Here is an 18,324-nt window from a genome sequence, read left to right as displayed (position 1 = left end):
TTACTTTTAATCAATAACATAGTAGGTGCCCATCTTTTTGAAGCTCAAAAATAATTGAGCAAATGGCGAATCGTAAACAGTAAAAAAATGTAAGCTGTACTTAAAGATAGATGAGTCAATTGCTATTACTAAATAGCTACTTTTGATAGACTAAACTTTTTGATACAAAGAAAAGGCTCTAAGCAAGTTTAAGAAGCAGAATCAATTGAGGAGGCTTCTTCGGTATCTTCGGGGACGATCCCCAGCCGTTTGGCACGCTCCATCCACTTTTTGCGGGCCATCTTTTGCATATCTTCGATCGTATCCACCTCATCAATAATTTCCATCCCCAGTAAGGTTTCTACGAGGTCTTCCATACTAACAACACCGGCAAATCCACCGTATTCATCAACCACAATGGCGATATGTTCCTGCTTTTTCATGAGCTGCTCAAAGAAATCTTGCAACGGCATCATCTCGGGCACGATAAGAATATCACGCTTTAACTCTTTTAACTCCTTATCTACTTCACCACGTGCCAACATCAACAAGAGGTCATTTTTAAGCACATAGCCCGTCACTTCGTCGCGGGCGTTGCCATATACCGGCAGCCGCGAAAAGTGCAGTTGCTCAATATTTTCACTGACATCATCTACTTTTAGCGTCTCATCAAAGCCTACAACAACAGTACGCGGCGTCATGATATCTTTCACTCGTAATGAATTAAAGCGAATCAAGTTCTTGAAGATGCGCGATTCTTCTTCTTCAAAGATCCCCTCCTCTACCCCACGATCGGCCAGGGCGCCAAATTCCTCCCGACTAAAGCTGGGCATCTTTTCATCCTGCGAAAGCCATCGCGTAATTGCCTGCGACATCACCACCAGGGGATACATCAAAAACATCAATACTCGTAAAATTTTCGCTGCCAAAGGCGCCAGTCTTCTCCAGTAAGTTGCTCCAATAGTTTTTGGGATAATTTCAGAAAGCACCAGAATCAAAAATGTTAGCACAGCCGATGTGATAGCTACATAGGCATCCCCAAAAACAATTTGTGCCTGCGCCCCTACTCCGGCGGCACCAATGGTATGGGCAATAGTATTTAAACTTAAAATGGCTGAAAGCGGGCGATCGACATCCTCTTTATAATAACGGAGCAGCTTCCCTACTTTTGTCCCCTTTCGCTCCATGATGGCAATATAGGAATGGCTCACGGATAGTAGTACCGCTTCCAGAATTGAACACAGAAACGATACTCCAATGGCAAGCCCTAAATAAAAAATCAGTAAATACATAGACCGAAAATAGGATAATTGTAACTGATTAAAAAGCTCAGATCACGGTATCCGGAATTGCGAATGGGTTCAAAACAATCTTAAAATAATCATTTAGCTCCACAGCTTTGATGGTTATATTAATTGCCAATTTTAAAGAACTTAACTCCTTGCTTCAACTCGAAAACATATCACTTTCTTTTGGGGATGAAACCCTGCTCGACGAAATCAGTACCATCATCAATCCCGGTGAACGCGTCGGACTCGTAGGTCCCAATGGCGCAGGAAAATCGACGCTGCTCAAAATTATTGCCGGCGAAATTGAACCCAATGGTGGAAATATCACCATGTCGAAAGCCGCGACCGTTGGCTATCTTCCACAGGATGGTGTTGATCCCGACCCCGATTTAACTGTGTATGAGGAGATGGAGAGTGCTTTTGCGGATATTCAGGAGCTGGAAGACAAGGTACAAAAAGCGCGTGAAGAACTGGCAACGCTTGAGGAAGGGACATCGGAATACCAATCAGCGATGGAGGAAGTGGGCAGACTACAAAATCGCATTGAACAGTCCGGAGCCTATGCCCTGGAATCGAACATCGAAAAAGTATTAATGGGACTCGGGTTTACAACGGACGATTTTAATCGCTCTACTACTGAATTCAGCGGGGGTTGGCTGATGCGCATTGCGCTTGGTAAGTTACTCCTTCAGCGCCCCATGTATCTACTGTTGGATGAGCCCACAAACCACCTTGATATTGAGTCACTTCGCTGGATTGAGCAGTTTTTAAATGGCTACGAAGGCGCAGTCATTATTGTCTCGCACGACAAGGCGTTTTTAAACAAGATTACCACACGCACCTTGGCCTTGGAATACGGCGATCTGTTGGATTATGCGGGCAATTATGATTACTACGAGGAAAAGCATGCTGAGCGAAAAGAGCACCTGCGCAAAGCCTACGAAAATCAGCAGCAGGAGATCAAGGAGATCCAGGAATTCATTGATAAGTTCCGCTATAACGCCAGCAAGGCTGCCCAGGTGCAGAGCCGTATCAAGCAGCTGGAGAAAATGGATAAAATTGAGCTCGACGAGCGGGAAGAGGAAATTTTCTTTGAATTCCCCCCGCCCGAGCGCAGCGGCGCGGTTGTAATGAAGCTTAACAATGTCCGAAAGCAATACGATGATAACGTTGTTTTCGAGGATCTTTCCTACTCAATCGATCGTGGAGACAAAATTGCGGTTGTGGGTCCCAATGGGGCCGGTAAATCGACCATGATTCGCATACTTGCCGGACTTGAAGATTTTAATACTGGCGAACGAGAACCCGGCCACAATGTGACCACCTCCTACTTTGCTCAACACCAAGCTGATGAATTGGATCTCGATAAAACAGTATTTGAGATTATGCGGGAAGCCGCACCCAAAACGGATGAAACGCAACTGCGTACTATTTTGGGATGTTTTCTCTTTCAAGGTGACGACGTGTTTAAAAAAGTGTCGGTGTTGTCGGGTGGAGAAAAAAGTCGTCTTGCTCTGGCACGCATGTTGGTTCAACCGGCTAACTTCCTGATTTTTGACGAACCAACCAATCACTTGGATATGCAGTCTAAAGAGATTTTACAGCAAGCCCTCGATCAGTACGAAGGCACTTATATGATTGTGAGTCACGATCGCGATTTCTTGGATCCCATTGTAGACAAAGTGCTGGAAGTGCGGCCCGATGAGACGAATACCTTCCACGGGAACGTTTCTTACTATCTGGATAAGGTCGAGGAGCGGGAAGAAACTGATAAAAAAGAGCAAGAAGAGAACAATCCGGGTTCTTCTAACAACGGGTTATCGCGGAAGGAAGAACGCAGATTGGCGGCGCAGCGGCGGCAGAAAAAGTACAACAAGCTAAAGCCATTGAAAAAGCAGATTGATCCACTGGAAGAAAAGATTGAGAAGCTTGAAGAGCGCAAGGATGAGATTGAAGAGCTCATGGCACAATCCGATTTCTATGACGATGAAGAGCAAGTCAAGGAGATCTCCATGGAATATGAAAAGCTCAAAGGAAAACTGGTTGAGATCTACGCCGAATGGGAAGAACTGGCAATGCAGATGAGCGAAATCGAGGAAAAGTTTAGTAGTGATTCATGAGTATTGTGTAGAGAGAAGTGAGAACTGTCTGTCCCTAACATAGGTTGACCGTTTAAAAGGACCAACTATGAATAAGCGGATCAAAAGAAAACTACAACGAAGGCGACAGTTCAGCGATGAAGTCCGTCGAAAAGTAGTCAGAGAATTCAGAGAAGGAAAATATACGGTAAAAGAGTTGGCAAAACTGTATTATGCCAGTGAACCAAGCATTTACCGGTGGATTCATAAATTTTCTCCCACTGACGAACCTACCATAACTGTTGTTGAAATGGCTGATAGCACAGATATCAAACTCAAAGATCTTCACCAGAAAATAGCGGATCTGGAGCGGGCACTAGGCCAGAAACAGATAAAGCTGGATTTTTATGAGAAGATGATGGATCTGGCCAAAGAGGAATACGGGCTGGATCTAAAAAAAAATTCTTCTACGAAACCATCGCATGGTTCCGAACAAACCGAAAAGCCATGAGGTATTCCCTGAATGCTTTATATACCGCTGCCGGAGTGACTAAACAGGCGGTGTGGGCCCATTTTAAACGCGAAGACCAGCAGCTGGCGCTGTTGCGCAATCTTATGAGGTTGGTGGATAAGCGCCGGGCCCGGCATCCCGGCTGCGGGTTGGAAAAGCTCTACTGGCACTTGCAGCCTGAAGGGATCGGACGCGATCGGTTTTTCGCTGTAATGATGGAGCTGGGTTATGGGGTCAAGCGTACCCCAAATAAAATGCGTACCACGGTCCCGGCCCATAAGGTCTTCGAAAATCTTATCGAAGGCCGCGTGGTTACGGGGCCTAACCAGGTGTGGCAGAGCGATATAACTTACATTAAGGTGGGCGGCAGGTTTTATTACCTAACCTTTATTATCGATGTCTACAGCCGGCGGATTGCAGGGTATGCCGCCAGCAAGAGCCTGCGAGCAGAAGCTAATGTAAAGGCCTTAACACAGGCCATATCGAGCCGGGATCCGCAAGCTTTGAAGGGGCTGGTCCATCATTCGGACCGGGGGAGCCAATATATTGACGGGCGGTACTTGGCTCTGTTGCGAAGCAATGCTATGCTGATTAGTATGGGCAAGGTTGCCCAGGACAATGCCTTTGCCGAACGCATAAATGGTACGATTAAAAACGAGTATCTGCTCCCTAAACGCCCTGACTGCTTTCGGCAGTTAAAAAGGTTGGCTAAACAGGCCGTTAACGATTATAATAGCATTCGCCATCATAATGCGCTGGGGCGGAAGTCTCCGGAGGCCTACGAGCAAGAGTGGTTAGAGCTGGTGCCCCAGGAAAGGGCAGTGCAAACCATACGCTCTTACCGAACTCCTCCGATTACTCAAGAACATCTGGATATGATTGACAGAAACAAAAAGCTACCATATTGCATGGTACATGTAAACTAAAAACACCAATTGCGGTCAACCTTATTCAGGGATTGACAAACCCCTCAATACTCACATCTCTCTACTCGCGACGATCATTAGGTCGCAAAAATTTGCTCTTTATTACGGAACGCCTTGAATTCGAGCGCATTGCCGCTGGGGTCTTTAAAAAACATCGTGGCTTGTTCGCCGGGTTTACCTTCAAAACGGACGTACGGCTCGATAATAAAATCAATACCTTTCTCCTCCAGGCGCTCTGCAAGCTCTTCCCACTGTTCCCATTCTAAAATCAATCCAAAATGCTTGGCCGGAACCGCATGACCATCGACGTCGTTCATGCTTGACTTCCCCGCCTCTTCCGGACTCAGGTGCGCTACAACCTGATGTCCCCAGAAATCAAAATCGATCCAGTGATCTGAGCTACGGCCGGTATCACAGCCAAGGACATCCCTGTAAAAACTAAGGGTTTCGTCGAGATCAGAAACCGGAAATGCTAAGTGAAATAACGGTGTTGATTGTTCACTCATAATGCTATAATTATTTGAAATAAGATTTTTTATTATACAAAAGCATATAAAATATAAATTGAGGACCACTCATGCGATCAGAAAAAATTACGTTTGAAGGCGCTTTTGGAGATTCTCTTGCAGCCCGGATAGATCAGCCTGATGATGAAGCCCAAAGCTTTGCACTTTTTGCCCACTGCTTTACCTGCTCAAAAAATCTTAAAATCGTGAAAAACCTCAGTAAAACGCTTACCAAACATGGTATTGGCGTTTTTCGATTTGATTTTACAGGCCTTGGAGAAAGTGAGGGCGATTTTGCAGATACTAACTTTTCATCCAACATTGAAGATCTCATTGCCGCATCAGAATATATGGAATCGCATTGGCAGGGGCCCGCTATACTGATTGGACATTCGCTGGGCGGGGCAGCGATGATTCAGGCAGCTTCTCGAATTACATCCTCCAAAGCGGTAGTAACAATTGCGGCTCCCAGTAGTCCCACCAGTATTAAAGACAAGTTTGGAGCCAAACTTGATACCATAAAAACAGAAGGCAAAGCAACTGTAACGCTGGCCGGCCGCGACTTTACAATCAAAAAACAGTTTCTTGATGATCTGGAGGAAAATAATATGGACGAAAAAGTGAAAAATCTGGACCGCCCTCTCATGATTTTCCACTCACCTGTTGATAACATTGTCGGCATCGACAATGCGGCTCACATCTACAAAATGGCGCGTCATCCCAAAAGCTTTGTCTCACTGGATGATGCAGATCACCTGCTCAACAAAGAGGAAGACGGTATATTTGTAGCTGAAGTTATTGCAGCCTGGGCTGATCGCTATTTTTAAATTTCATTGAATGCCTATACTTTGGCTCTTGTTAATAATTGAGGATTGGAACTCTAACAAAAACCAAAATCATCGTATATATGCAATCATTTAAAAAGTATTTATTATCATTTTTATTGGTCTTTTTCGCCATGGGATGCACCCAACAAGAAATGGAACAGGAAGAAACAACAACAGAACCGGCTACAACTTTTGCTGAAGCTGTTTCCGTTGTTCATCCTACAGAAAATGGGGATGCCACCGGGCACGTCACTTTCACCAAAGTTGAAAATGGCGTTCGCGTGCAGGGTGAATTTGAAGGATTGACCGAAGGCAAGCACGGATTTCACATCCACCAATATGGCGACTGTAGAGCTGCTGACGGAACCTCAGCCGGCGGACATTATAATCCGGCAGATAATCCACATGCCGGTCCTGAAGCTGAAAACCGGCACGTAGGAGATATGGGTAACCTCGAAGCTGATACCAACGGAAATGCCACCATTGATTATGTGGATAATACAATCACACTGAATGGCCCGGAAAGTATCATGGGACGAGGTGTTATCATTCACGGTGGCGAAGATGATCTCAAATCACAACCCACTGGCGCAGCTGGTCCGCGTATGGGATGTGGTGTTATTGGAGTCGCCAACGCTGATACTTAAAAAATACGATCTCAAAAAAGAAAAGGAGTTCACTTTAATGGTGAACTCCTTTTTTTATTAATAAGCTATAGACCTTGAATCAAGTACAAGATGAGGCAAAGTTAGGTGCAAATTTATTCGGGTTTCCAGCTTTTCACCTTGTCATCAATAACTTCCTTCAATCGACTGACCGGAACCCGATCCTGTGTCATATCATCGCGATAGCGGATGGTCACCGTATCTTCGCCTTCCGATTCAACGCCATCAAAATCAACTGTCACACAGAAAGGCGTTCCCGCTTCATCTTGCCGACGATAACGCTTACCAATTGAACCGGACTCATCATAAAGCACATTGTAATCTTCACGAAGATCATCAGTAATCTTATGCGCCAGATCCTGCAACTTATCCTTTTTAATTAGCGGAAAAATACCCACTTTCGTTGGCGCCAGCTGTGGATTCATCTTTAAGACCGTTCGGGTATCGCCATCCACTTCCTCTTCCCGGTAGGCATCACAAAGCACCATCATCACCGTTCGATCCAACCCGATTGAGGTCTCAATTACATAGGGAATATACTTTTCCTGCTTCTTTTGATCATAATATTCCAGCTTCTTGCCTGAGTATTCCATGTGCTGACTCAAATCAAAATCGGTCCGATTGTGAACGCCTTCAACCTCTTGCCAACCAATGGGATATTCATACTGAATATCGGCAGCAGCTTTAGCATAATGGGCTAATTTGTCTTCGGGATGCGGATGCGTGCGCAGCTTATCTTCACGAATCCCCAATGCTTTATGCCAATCAAGGCGTTTGTTGAGCCAGTGATCATAGCTCTCTTTATCGGTTCCCGGCTCTACAAAATATTGCATCTCCATCTGCTCAAATTCCCGCATGCGGAAAATGAACTGACGTGCTACAACTTCATTGCGAAAGGCTTTACCAACCTGAGCAATGCCAAATGGTACCTGCTGACGGGCGGTGTCCATGACATTCTTAAAATTTACAAAAATACCCTGGGCCGTTTCGGGACGCAAATAAACCGCGTCATCTCCTTCACCGCCGGAAGATGTTGCCCCAAACTGCGTCTTGAACATGAGGTTAAACTGACGTACTTCGGTCCATTCAAACGCGCCGGATTCCGGAGCTCGGATCTCTTCATCCATAATAATCTTATGCAGATCTTCGCACACTCCTTTGCGCGATCCCGCAGTATCCAGCAATTCCTGAAGTTCATTGGCCTTATCCGCTTTACCATCACTGCGCAGCTTAGCAATATGATTTTCAATCAGCATATCGGCTCGATATCGTTTGTTCGACTGCTTGTCATCAATCATGGGGTCGTTAAAACCATCGAGGTGACCACTGGCCTCCCATACTTTGGGATGCATAAATATCGCCGAATCGAGTCCTACAATATTATCATGTCTCTGGGTCATCTCCTTCCACCACATATCACGAATGTTTCGCTTTAGCTCCACGCCCAGCGGACCATAATCATATACGGCTCCGAGTCCACCGTAAATTTCTGAGGATTGATAAATAAAAGCGCGGGCCTTCGCCAACGACACAATGGTGTCTAAACTATCGAGTTCGGTAACTGACATGTACGTGCTAAAATTTAGGTTAAACAATGATTTTGAGATGCCCAAAGATAGAAAAAATTACTGCTTTAATTAATTATCCTTTTATGTGTATTTTTGCCCGTTCTAAAAGGAATGATTCTTCCCTCATTCCTTTTATTTATCCTAACACTTAATAAGTTTACCTAATCAACAACATTATGGATTCGTATCAGGTTGGCGTACTCGGAGCTACCGGCGCTGTCGGACAAAAGTTTATTCGTCTCTTAGAAAATCACCCGTGGTTTACCATAAAAGCATTGGGCGCTTCCAAACGCTCCGCTGGAAAGAAGTACAAACAGGCCGTCCACTGGATTGAAAAGACCGAACTGCCCTCTGCATCAGCTAACCTGAAAGTCAAAGCATGTGCTCCCGAAGAATTCAAAGGCGTCGATTTTGTTTTTTCCGGATTGGATTCCTCCGTTGCCGGTGATATCGAAAAGAACTTCGCCGAAGCAGGCATCCCTGTCATATCCAATGCAAAAAACTATCGCATGCATGACCAGGTTCCATTGCTAGTGCCCGAAGTAAATCCTGACCATGCAGAATTAATTAAAAAGCAAAGCTTCGATCCCGAAGGCAATGGATGGATCGTCACCAACCCCAATTGCGTTTCCGTACCTCTTTCAATGTCTTTAAAACCCTTACATGATGCCTTCGGTATTGATTCGCTGATCGTTACATCAATGCAGTCCGTTTCGGGGGCCGGCTACCCCGGTGTTTCAAGCATGGATATTGTGGCAAATGTGGTGCCCTATATTGGTGGAGAAGAACCCAAAGTGCAGACCGAAGCCACCAAAGTTCTGGGGACTCTGTCAGACGATACTATTGCCTTTAATGATTTTAAGATCCAAGCAACGGCTGTGCGAGTTCCGACCATCGAGGGACACCTACTTTCGGCATCAGTGAAACTGAAAAATGCTCCTTCATCAATTGAAGAAGCCGAAGAAGCATTTACCAATTGGAAGAATCCCATTGCCAATTTAGAGTTACTCTCATCGCCCAAAAATCCAGTTCGGCTTTATAAAGAAGATCGCTATCCCCAGCCCCGTCTCCATGCCGATCGGGAAGGCGGAATGCAAACGGCGGTGGGACGACTTCGCGAAGGTACTGTCATGGATTTGGGGTATGTGACAATGGCACACAACACCATCCGAGGAGCGGCCGGCGGAGCTATTCTCAATGCCGAACTCTTAACTGCCAAAGGATTTATCAGCTAATAATTAACATCTGTTCACATGATATTTCATCCTGTTAGAGCCCTCAACTCTGACAGGATTTTCTTTTTATATTATCTTTCCTCAGCATCTCTTTTTTCCATTTGTTCAAGCTTATGTTCAGAGAGATGAACCCGAGCCGAAGATACCGCATTTTGGGCATCACCCCGATCAGATCGTTTTATTTTGAATTTTAACCGTCCCTGCTCACTTCCCGGAAGATCTTCGAACACTTTCATGGAACTGCCTTCTAAAATGAGGCTGCCATTCCACCACCCCTTTTCAAAACGCAAGTCTTCCAGATCAGCATAAGAAATAACCGCCGATTGAACACCGGATTTTATGATCCCCACAAAACTATCTTTCACCTCAAATTCCAAATGGAGTCCGTCTTCTTTCACTTTCATCAGCCCCTTGGCCACTTGCAAGCCGTGCTTAATATTGGATATTTCAACCGGTACGGAAGGATTAGAGGAGTAATTCATCAAACTATATCACATTAATTAAACATTGAATAATAAGTATAGAAAATTTCTGGAAAAATTTTGTAAGGATTTATGATCTCAATGGTCTTACTAACAGAAACGCATAAAAGCGTATAAGCCGTTGAAATAGAGAGCAATATCAAATGTCCTTCCGGGGTGAAGCTGTGGATAACAGTTTCACCCTCTTTTTTTGCGTTGAAGGAATTATTGGGGGTTCATAATCTGCTCTATTATTCTTCTGGCAGACTATTCATCAAGCAAATCGGTATGGAATACAAAACTAAGTTGGTTTTCCTTTTCATTGGGATTTTCATTTCTATTACATCATCCCTCTTCGCTCAAACAATCATCATTGATGAAAGTTTTAGTGACGGAGATTATACTAATAACCCTACTTGGACTGACAAAGAATCCAAGCATATTGTTGATGCATCAAATACGCTTCAGCTTGACGCTCCGGCAGTAGCTGATGAAGCCGTAATTGGTACTACTTCATCAGCTGCTTATGGAGAATGGGAAGCTCTTATAAACATGGACTTTGCCACTTCAAGTACAAGCTTAGCCCGATTTTATATTATTTCAGATACTGAGTCCATAAAGAGTAATGTGAATGGCTATTATATTGAGGTAGGGAATACTCCAGACGAAGTAAGCCTATACCGTCAAGATGGCAACAACGCCTCGAAAATTATTGATGGTACTGATGGCTTGGTTGGTTCAAGTTCCGTCAATGTACGGATTAAAGCTACACGAAACATAAACGGGGAATGGGAATTGTTTGCTGACCCTAGTGGTGGCACTTCATTTATTTCGCAAGGAACTGCAAATGATAACACCTATTCAACCAATATATTTATTGGTCTTTTCAGTAAATATATTGGTTCTCGTTCCACGGGCTTTGAATATGATGATATAAAAGTCACAAAAATTAATCCTCCATTGGACATTCAAGAGGTTACCGTTGTAGATAATCAAACCATTGAGGTCTCTTTTAATCTGGACGTTGACCCGGCCAGTATTCAAACATCTGATTTTATCATTTCGCCCAATATCGGCAATCCAGATAACATCAGTACTTCAGGCAACCTTGTTCAACTAATTTATAACGATCCTATCCCCGGCGGGGGATATGCCCTGACTGTCAACGATATTAAGGACAGTGAAGGAAATGCCATCGATTCCAATATAGATTTTAAGTTTCAGTTTTTTGACGCCTATACGGATGGAGACCTCGTCATCAACGAATTTGCTTATGATTATCCAACGACGATCAATGAAGAGTACATTGAAATAAAAAACACCAGTAATAAGTATCTAAATCTTGCCGACTGGCAAATTGCTGATAATAACAGTAGTTCCAGTTTAGGATCGGATCCGATCCCCATAGAACCTAACAGTTTTCTGGTTATTTCTGCCGATACCACGGTACTTTATAACCTTTTTGGAAATAGATCCTACCACCAAACCACTTTCCCTGCTCTCAATAATACAACTCCTGATGCCGTACAATTAATCACTAATGCTGGAGCTAAAGTAGATTCACTAACATATAATTCAAACTGGGGTGGCACAGATGTAGCTCTGGAACGGCGATCGTCGTCAACATCAAGCATTTACCAAGAAAATTGGGGAGATTCTCCCCATCCCGATGGCGGTACACCTGGCACCGCTAACGAGATAGCTCCTGATAATTCGCCTCCAAAACTTACTGGTCTGTATATTCTATCTGCCCAAAATCTTCAACTTGTTTTTGGTGAGCGCCTTGATCAAACCGGCAGTTATAGTATCACCAATAATAGCATATCATCCGTTAATCAAACAGCAGCTGACACCGTAGAACTTTTATTGGGTTCAACTCTTCAAGATGCTCAGACCTATACCCTTTCTATTGATAATACAAAAGATATTTTTGACAATACCATCACCCCCACCGATACCTCTTTTACATTTTATGATCCATCTCCCGCAGATTCAGGCGATGTGGTAATAAATGAAGTAATGTATGCGCCGCCGTCAACCAGCTCCGAATATATCGAGCTTTACAACCACTCCAACAAATCAATTGATATTCAAAACTGGATACTAAGTGACAACAGGGAAGATTTTGAGGCTACCATTTCAAGTGATCAATTTATTGTACCTCCGGATAGTTTTGTGGTTCTTACTCCTGATAACACCTTATTAACCAACCATCCCGACATTTCTTTGGTTACCATGAGCGGTTTTCCTGCCCTTAATAATGGCGGCGACCAAATTATCATTCGGGACCAGAACGGTAGCCTGCTGGATTCTCTACAATATTCCTCCGGCTGGGGCGGTGATGAAGTCGCACTGGAACGTCGCGCCGTTAATGTTTCAGGCACATACCAAAACAATTGGGCCAATAATCCTAACGGCTTTGGAACTCCAGGATCTGCCAATGAAGTAGCAACAGATACTACTCCTCCTAAACTACAATCGCTTTCGATTCAGCAAAATCAGCTTACCATTACCTTTTCGGAACAACCGAAGCAAGCTACAGCAGAAGATCCAAGTAATTACAACCTATCTAACGGGGTTTCGATTGCAAATGCAATTTTTTCCTCACCTGATACAGTACGCTTGCCACTTGACAACAGTTTGCAAAATAATACCACTTACAATTTATCTATCGAAAATATCACCGATATATTCGGAAATACAATAACTCCCACTGATTCATCATTTACTTTTTACAACCCCACACCCGTTGACTCTGGAGATGTTGCCATTAATGAGTTTATGTCGGCTCCGCCATCAAATAGCTCAGAATATATTGAGATTTATAACCGCTCTTCAAAGTCACTCGACTTGCAGGGATGGACCCTCAGTGATACCAGACAGAATCAGGATCTAATTACCAATTCACAATTTATCGTACCGCCCGATAACTTTGTAGTGATTACCCAAAATAATACTCTGGAATCTAATTACCCTGAACGTGCCACTATAATCATGGGAGGCTTCCCGTCGCTAAATAACGGTGGTGATAACATAACTATTCGGGATAGCAATGGGACATTGTTGGATTCACTCAGCTATTCTTCGAACTGGGGCAATGACGAGGTAGCATTAGAGCGCCGTTCTATTGACGTCCCCGCGATCTATCATAATAACTGGGGCGATGCCCCCAATGGATTTGGCACACCAGGTTCTGGGAATAATATCGAAGCAGATCAAACTCCGCCCAACCTTACAAACCTCAACATTACAAGCAGTAATTCCATAGTAATTGATTTTAATGAACTGCTCCAGCAACAATCGCTGGAAGATATAAACAACTATCAGCTTTCTGGTTCTATTTCCATCGAACAGGCAGTAGCAAGCGGAGAACAATCTGTGTCTATTATCCTTGCTTCTTCTTTACAAAACGCTGTTGACTATCAACTTACAATCAATGGTATTCAAGATATATTTAGCAATACCCTATCCAACCGAGATACTACATTTACTTACTATGAAATTTCTTCAGCAGATAGTGGAAATGTACTTATTAGTGAATACATGTCGGTTCCTCCCTCCGGATCTACGGAATACGTGGAACTCCGTAATGCGACTACAAAATCATTTGACCTACAACATTGGACCATCAATGACAATACCGGTAATAGACAAATAATTACGGACCAACAATTTATACTGCCACCCGACAGTGCTGTTATCATCACGCCTGATCAAACTTTGTTGACTGACTTTCCTGACATTACTTTGCTTACCATGGGAAGTTCCTTTCCATCACTCAACAACACAAGTGATAATATTGTAATCAGAACTGGCGACGGTACCCGCCTTGACTCACTACAATATCAAAACAATTGGGGAACCAATGAAGTAGCTTTGGAGCGGCGTTCATTCAACCTTTCATCTATTTATCAAAGCAACTGGGAAGAGGCACCCAATGGATTTGGTACCCCCGGATCACGAAATGAGGTTAAACCTGATACAAAGCCACCAACACTTGAAAATCTGGTTATTCGTAATAACCAAGAATTGCTCCTAATATTTTCAGAATATCTGGACGCAGATTTAGCTAAAGATCTTAATAACTTTTCACTTTCGGGTAATTTAATTATTAGTGAGACGCTTTTTTCTGCACCGGACAGCATATTTTTATCGATCGACAGTACCCTAAAAAATGCCTCAACTTACACCTTGTTAATAGAAGGAGTTTCAGATCTTTTTAAAAATTCTTTACCATTAACGGATACTTCATTCACTTACTACGAAATTTCTCCCGTTGATTCCGGTGACGTATCTATCAATGAATTCATGTATGCTTCCCCTTCCGGAGCTACTGAGTACATTGAACTATATAACGATTCCAACAAATCCCTCGACCTGCAGGGATGGACCCTCAGTGACAACAGGGAAGGTTTTGAGGCTACCGTTTCGAATGATCAATTTATTGTGCCTCCGGATAGTTTTGTGGTTCTTGCCCCTGATAGCACGATCGAATCGGAGTATCCTGATATTGCTCTTATCACAATGCATCATTTTCCTGCCCTTAACAACAATGGAGACCAAATTATCATCCGAACCCAAAGTGGCGTTCTGCTGGATTCTCTGCAATATTCCTCTGAATGGGGTGGTGATGAAATTGCACTTGAACGTAGAACTACTGATGTGTCGGGCACTTATCAAAGCAATTGGGGCAATACTCCAAACAAATTTGGAACCCCAGGATCTGCTAATGAAATTGGGGCTGACCAATCACCACCCGATCTCGTTTCCTTGGAAATTTTAAATGCAAGCTCCATCGAAGTCAATTTTAATGAACCTATACTGCAACAATCCCTGGAAAATCCAAATAACTATCAACTTTCCGAATCTCTTGAAATTAGTCAAGCTTCAGCAAATGGAGAACATTCTGTTATTCTTACCCTTGCTTCTACTATGCAAAACGCGGTTAATTATCAGTTTACGACCAATAGTATTCACGATATCTACGGCAACATATTATCCAACCGTGATACGTCGTTCACCTACTTCAAAATTTCAACGGCTGATAGCGGAGATGTATTTATTAGTGAATTCATGTCGGTCCCTCCTTCCGGATCTACGGAATACGTAGAACTCCGTAATACGACAACAAAATCGTTTGACCTGCAACATTGGACCATCAATGACAATAACAGTAATCGACAAACAATTGCGGACCAACAATTTATACTACCACCCGACAGTACTATTGTTATTGCACCAGATCATACATTGAAAAGTAGTTTTCCAGACATCACTTTCCTTACTATGGGAAGTTCTTTTCCATCACTCAACAATACAGGTGATGATATTGTTATTAGAACCGCGGATGGCACCCGCCTCGACACTCTGCGATACAACGATGCTTGGGGAATAACTAATGAAGTAGCTTTAGAACGACGTTCATTTGATCTTTCCGCCATTCATCGAAGTAATTGGGGCGATGCCCCCAATGGTTTTGGTACCCCCGGCTCCCAAAATAAAATTGAACCTAATTTTGATGCCCCCATTGTTAAAGAATTTGAGATCCGAAATAGTACAGAATTAACCGTGATATTTTCGGAGCAACTGAGTAGAAATACCGTAGAAAATATTCATAACTACTCCCTTTCAAGTTCTCATAATATAATAGATAGCCAATTTTCAGCTCCAGATACTGCTTTTATAACGCTTGAAGATCAGTTACAAAACGCAATCACATACACCTTAACTATTAAAAATATTGCCGATCTATTTGGCAATATAATGACAGAGGTGGATACTACTTTTACCTATTATGAGGTTTCTAATCCGAATTCAGGAGACGTTTTTATCAATGAATTTAATTTTGTTCCACCATCACGAAGTACCGAATACATTGAAATTTATAACAAATCGGAAAAGTCATTGGATCTGCGTGGTTGGATGTTGAGCGATAATCGTGGAATTCGAGCAACCATTACCAATTCACGCTTCATTGTGCCTCCGGATAGTTTTGTGGTTATTGCCCCTGATAACACCTTGTTAACCAACCATCCCGACATTTCTTTGGTTACCATGAGCGGTTTTCCTGCCCTCAACAATGGTGGCGACCAAATCATCATCCGGGACCAAAACGGTAACCTACTGGATTCCCTGCAATACTCCTCCGGCTGGGGCGGAGATGAAGTTGCACTCGAGCGACGAACGACACAGGTCGCTGGGATATTCAGTAAAAACTGGGAAGATGCCCCCAATGGATTTGGCACACCGGGATCTCAAAACGAAGTGCTTCAAGACCGAATGGCTCCTTCATTCGAAAACCTTTCAAGTATTGGTAACAACAAGATTGAACTCTTTTTTTCAGAAAAACCAACCCCCTCATCGGCGACAAATAAACAAAATTATCAACTTTCTCCATCAATTGAGATACAGTTGATATCTGCTCAAAACAAGACGGTGACACTATTCTTGGAACAGGAACTTGTTGATGGTCAGACTTATGAGGTTACGGTTTCGAATATCTCCGACATTTTTGGAAATACCTTAATGAGCGCTAACCAAGAGTTTAAATACCTAAAGATAGATACTGCCCAATACGGAGAAATTGTTATAAATGAGATCTTGTATGACCCCGGTAGCAGTAACAAAGCAGATTTTATCGAACTCTACAATGCATCCGATAAAAACTTTGATTTGACAAACTGGGAGATTGGAGATTACAGCACTGAAACCACCATTGAAAATCCCGTGCAACTCAAAGCCGGAGATTTTATCGTCCTTACCGGAAATCAAAATTTTGCTACCGGCATATCCAATGGGGTAGCAATAAGTGGATTCCCATCATTGAATAATAACACCCCCGATGACATCTATATCAAAAATAAAAATAGTAAAACAATCGATTCATTGCGCTATTACCAAAGTTGGAGCGGAAAAAATGATGGATCTTCTCTTGAACGTAAAGACCCATTGGCAGCTTCCAATGATGCCTCAAACTGGAACATGAACAGTTCAAATGATGGTAACTCGGCCGGAAACCAAAATATTTCGTTTCTGGAAGATACCGCCCCTCCGAAAATCATATTTTCAAAAGTGTTGACAGAAGGAACATTCGAAGTTCGATTTAACGAGTTTATCCGACTGAGTGATGAGTTAGCCTTTTTTTATGGAGATCAACAACTTTCAGTTTCTGCATTTGATTCCACCAACGCTAATTTCATTCTTCTTGAGGCCTCCAAAACAAAAAATAACACTGCTAACAGCACCAAGATCAGAGCTAAAAGTCTTAGTGATGTAAAAGGGAACATGACCCAAAACACTGAAATTTCGGTGGCGCAAAAAATGCAGCGTGGCGATCTTGTTATTAATGAGATTATGTTCAATCCTTTGAGCGACTCAGACGACAATCTTCCGGATCAGAGTGAATACATCGAACTACGAAATACCCAAGATTACGCTATTTCGCTCGAAGGGTTGTATTTACATGATGAGCCGGATGAAAATGGAGACATACGCGATATTCAACCGATTTCTACAACTGCAAAATGGGTTCCTTCACAGAGTCATGTCCTTATTTATGCCGATGAAGCCACGAATTTTGAGGAGAGCCACACATCTACCTTTTTTGATTTGGAGTCGCCCAGCATGGAATCCATTATTCAGGCCGATCGGTCCAGTCTAAGTTTGGCCTCGTCTGATGATGCAATCTACATCGCCGACAGTACAGGAGCTACCATTGATTCGGTCTTCTATGATGAAAGCTGGCATAATCCCAACATTATTGATACGCGGGGCATCAGCCTCGAGCGTATCGCTCCCAGTGGTCCCAGCGATGATGATTCCAACTGGGGTTCCAGCGTCACCGAAAAAGGCGGCACCCCGAACAGTGAAAATTCTATCTATCAAAAAAATGCTGAAATAAATGAAGAAACCGGAATCAGCTTTGAGCCGAATCCCTTTTCCCCGGATGGTGATGGGTATGAAGACAACTTATTTATTAACTATAAGCTGGATCAGCAGGATTATCTGATGAAAGTTCGCATTTATGATCGCTATGGGCGCTTGGTGCGTACTCTTGCTGACGGTAAAAAAGCTGGATTTGAAGGACAACTTATTTGGGATGGCCGTAAAGATGATAACGGCCGCAACAGAATCGGTATCTATATCGTCATTTTTGAAGCATACGACAGTGCTTCGGGAAGTGACAGAACATTCAAAAAAACAGTGGTCTTGGCCCGAAAACTTAATTAGCGAATTGAAGAATTAGGAATTGGGATATTTTTCTTAGTTTTAGCTCATCT

11 protein-coding genes are annotated in these 18,324 nt (G+C 43.1%); 7 read left to right on the top strand and 4 right to left on the bottom strand.

Translation table 11 applies throughout. The annotated features are described in order from the left end of the window. Window positions 1–188: 188 nt before the first annotated feature. Entirely contained in the window at window positions 189–1,271 is a 1,083-nt protein-coding gene (locus tag ACQ76V_RS09880) for a hemolysin family protein (RefSeq protein ID WP_441000332.1), read from the bottom strand. A 110-nt stretch (window positions 1,272–1,381) separates the two neighbouring features. On the opposite strand from ACQ76V_RS09880, the gene ACQ76V_RS09875 reads away from it, so the two are divergent. From ACQ76V_RS09875 to ACQ76V_RS09865, 3 genes are all read left to right on the top strand, one after another. Further along, on the top strand, window positions 1,382–3,388 hold the full coding sequence (locus ACQ76V_RS09875; RefSeq protein WP_441000375.1) for an ABC-F family ATP-binding cassette domain-containing protein: 2,007 nt from the start codon (window positions 1,382–1,384) through the stop codon (window positions 3,386–3,388). Between the two features lie 67 nt (window positions 3,389–3,455). Beyond that, a complete protein-coding gene (locus ACQ76V_RS09870; protein WP_441000331.1) occupies window positions 3,456–3,857 on the top strand; it encodes a transposase in 402 nt (133 codons plus the stop codon). Next, window positions 3,854–4,783: an IS3 family transposase gene (locus tag ACQ76V_RS09865; protein ID WP_441000330.1), complete on the top strand. Its 930-nt coding sequence runs from the start codon at window positions 3,854–3,856 to the stop codon at window positions 4,781–4,783. The genes ACQ76V_RS09870 and ACQ76V_RS09865 overlap by 4 nt, the downstream gene beginning before the upstream one ends. A gap of 77 nt (window positions 4,784–4,860) precedes the next feature. Here the strand turns inward: ACQ76V_RS09865 and ACQ76V_RS09860 are convergent, their stop codons facing one another. Next, window positions 4,861–5,289 (bottom strand): VOC family protein, encoded by a 429-nt coding sequence (locus ACQ76V_RS09860; RefSeq protein WP_441000329.1) that lies wholly within the window; start codon window positions 5,287–5,289, stop codon window positions 4,861–4,863. A gap of 71 nt (window positions 5,290–5,360) precedes the next feature. Between ACQ76V_RS09860 and ACQ76V_RS09855 the strand changes: the two genes are divergently transcribed. Next, window positions 5,361–6,116 (top strand): alpha/beta hydrolase family protein, encoded by a 756-nt coding sequence (locus tag ACQ76V_RS09855; protein WP_441000328.1) that lies wholly within the window; start codon window positions 5,361–5,363, stop codon window positions 6,114–6,116. Window positions 6,117–6,196: 80 nt separating this feature from the next. After that, on the top strand, window positions 6,197–6,763 hold the full coding sequence (locus tag ACQ76V_RS09850) for a superoxide dismutase family protein (RefSeq protein ID WP_441000327.1): 567 nt from the start codon (window positions 6,197–6,199) through the stop codon (window positions 6,761–6,763). A 113-nt stretch (window positions 6,764–6,876) separates the two neighbouring features. Here the strand turns inward: ACQ76V_RS09850 and ACQ76V_RS09845 are convergent, their stop codons facing one another. After that, complete coding sequence (locus tag ACQ76V_RS09845; RefSeq protein WP_441000326.1) at window positions 6,877–8,349, bottom strand: glycine--tRNA ligase; 1,473 nt, start codon at window positions 8,347–8,349, stop codon at window positions 6,877–6,879. A 176-nt stretch (window positions 8,350–8,525) separates the two neighbouring features. On the opposite strand from ACQ76V_RS09845, the gene asd reads away from it, so the two are divergent. Then, the gene (asd, locus tag ACQ76V_RS09840) at window positions 8,526–9,584 is read left to right on the top strand and encodes an aspartate-semialdehyde dehydrogenase (protein WP_441000325.1); all 1,059 of its coding nucleotides are present in this window, start codon (window positions 8,526–8,528) and stop codon (window positions 9,582–9,584) included. A 71-nt stretch (window positions 9,585–9,655) separates the two neighbouring features. On the opposite strand, the gene ACQ76V_RS09835 is transcribed toward asd, so the two are convergent. After that, window positions 9,656–10,066 (bottom strand): hypothetical protein, encoded by a 411-nt coding sequence (locus ACQ76V_RS09835; protein WP_441000324.1) that lies wholly within the window; start codon window positions 10,064–10,066, stop codon window positions 9,656–9,658. Window positions 10,067–10,333: 267 nt separating this feature from the next. On the opposite strand from ACQ76V_RS09835, the gene ACQ76V_RS09830 reads away from it, so the two are divergent. Beyond that, a complete protein-coding gene (locus ACQ76V_RS09830) occupies window positions 10,334–18,274 on the top strand; it encodes a lamin tail domain-containing protein (protein WP_441000323.1) in 7,941 nt (2,646 codons plus the stop codon). Window positions 18,275–18,324: the final 50 nt, after the last annotated feature.

Origin of the sequence: Fodinibius sp. SL11, assembly GCF_052060035.1 — a bacterium.
In the GTDB taxonomy this organism is placed as follows: Bacteria; Bacteroidota; Rhodothermia; order Balneolales; family Balneolaceae; genus Fodinibius.
This window is presented reverse-complemented; position numbering and strand designations above follow the sequence as displayed.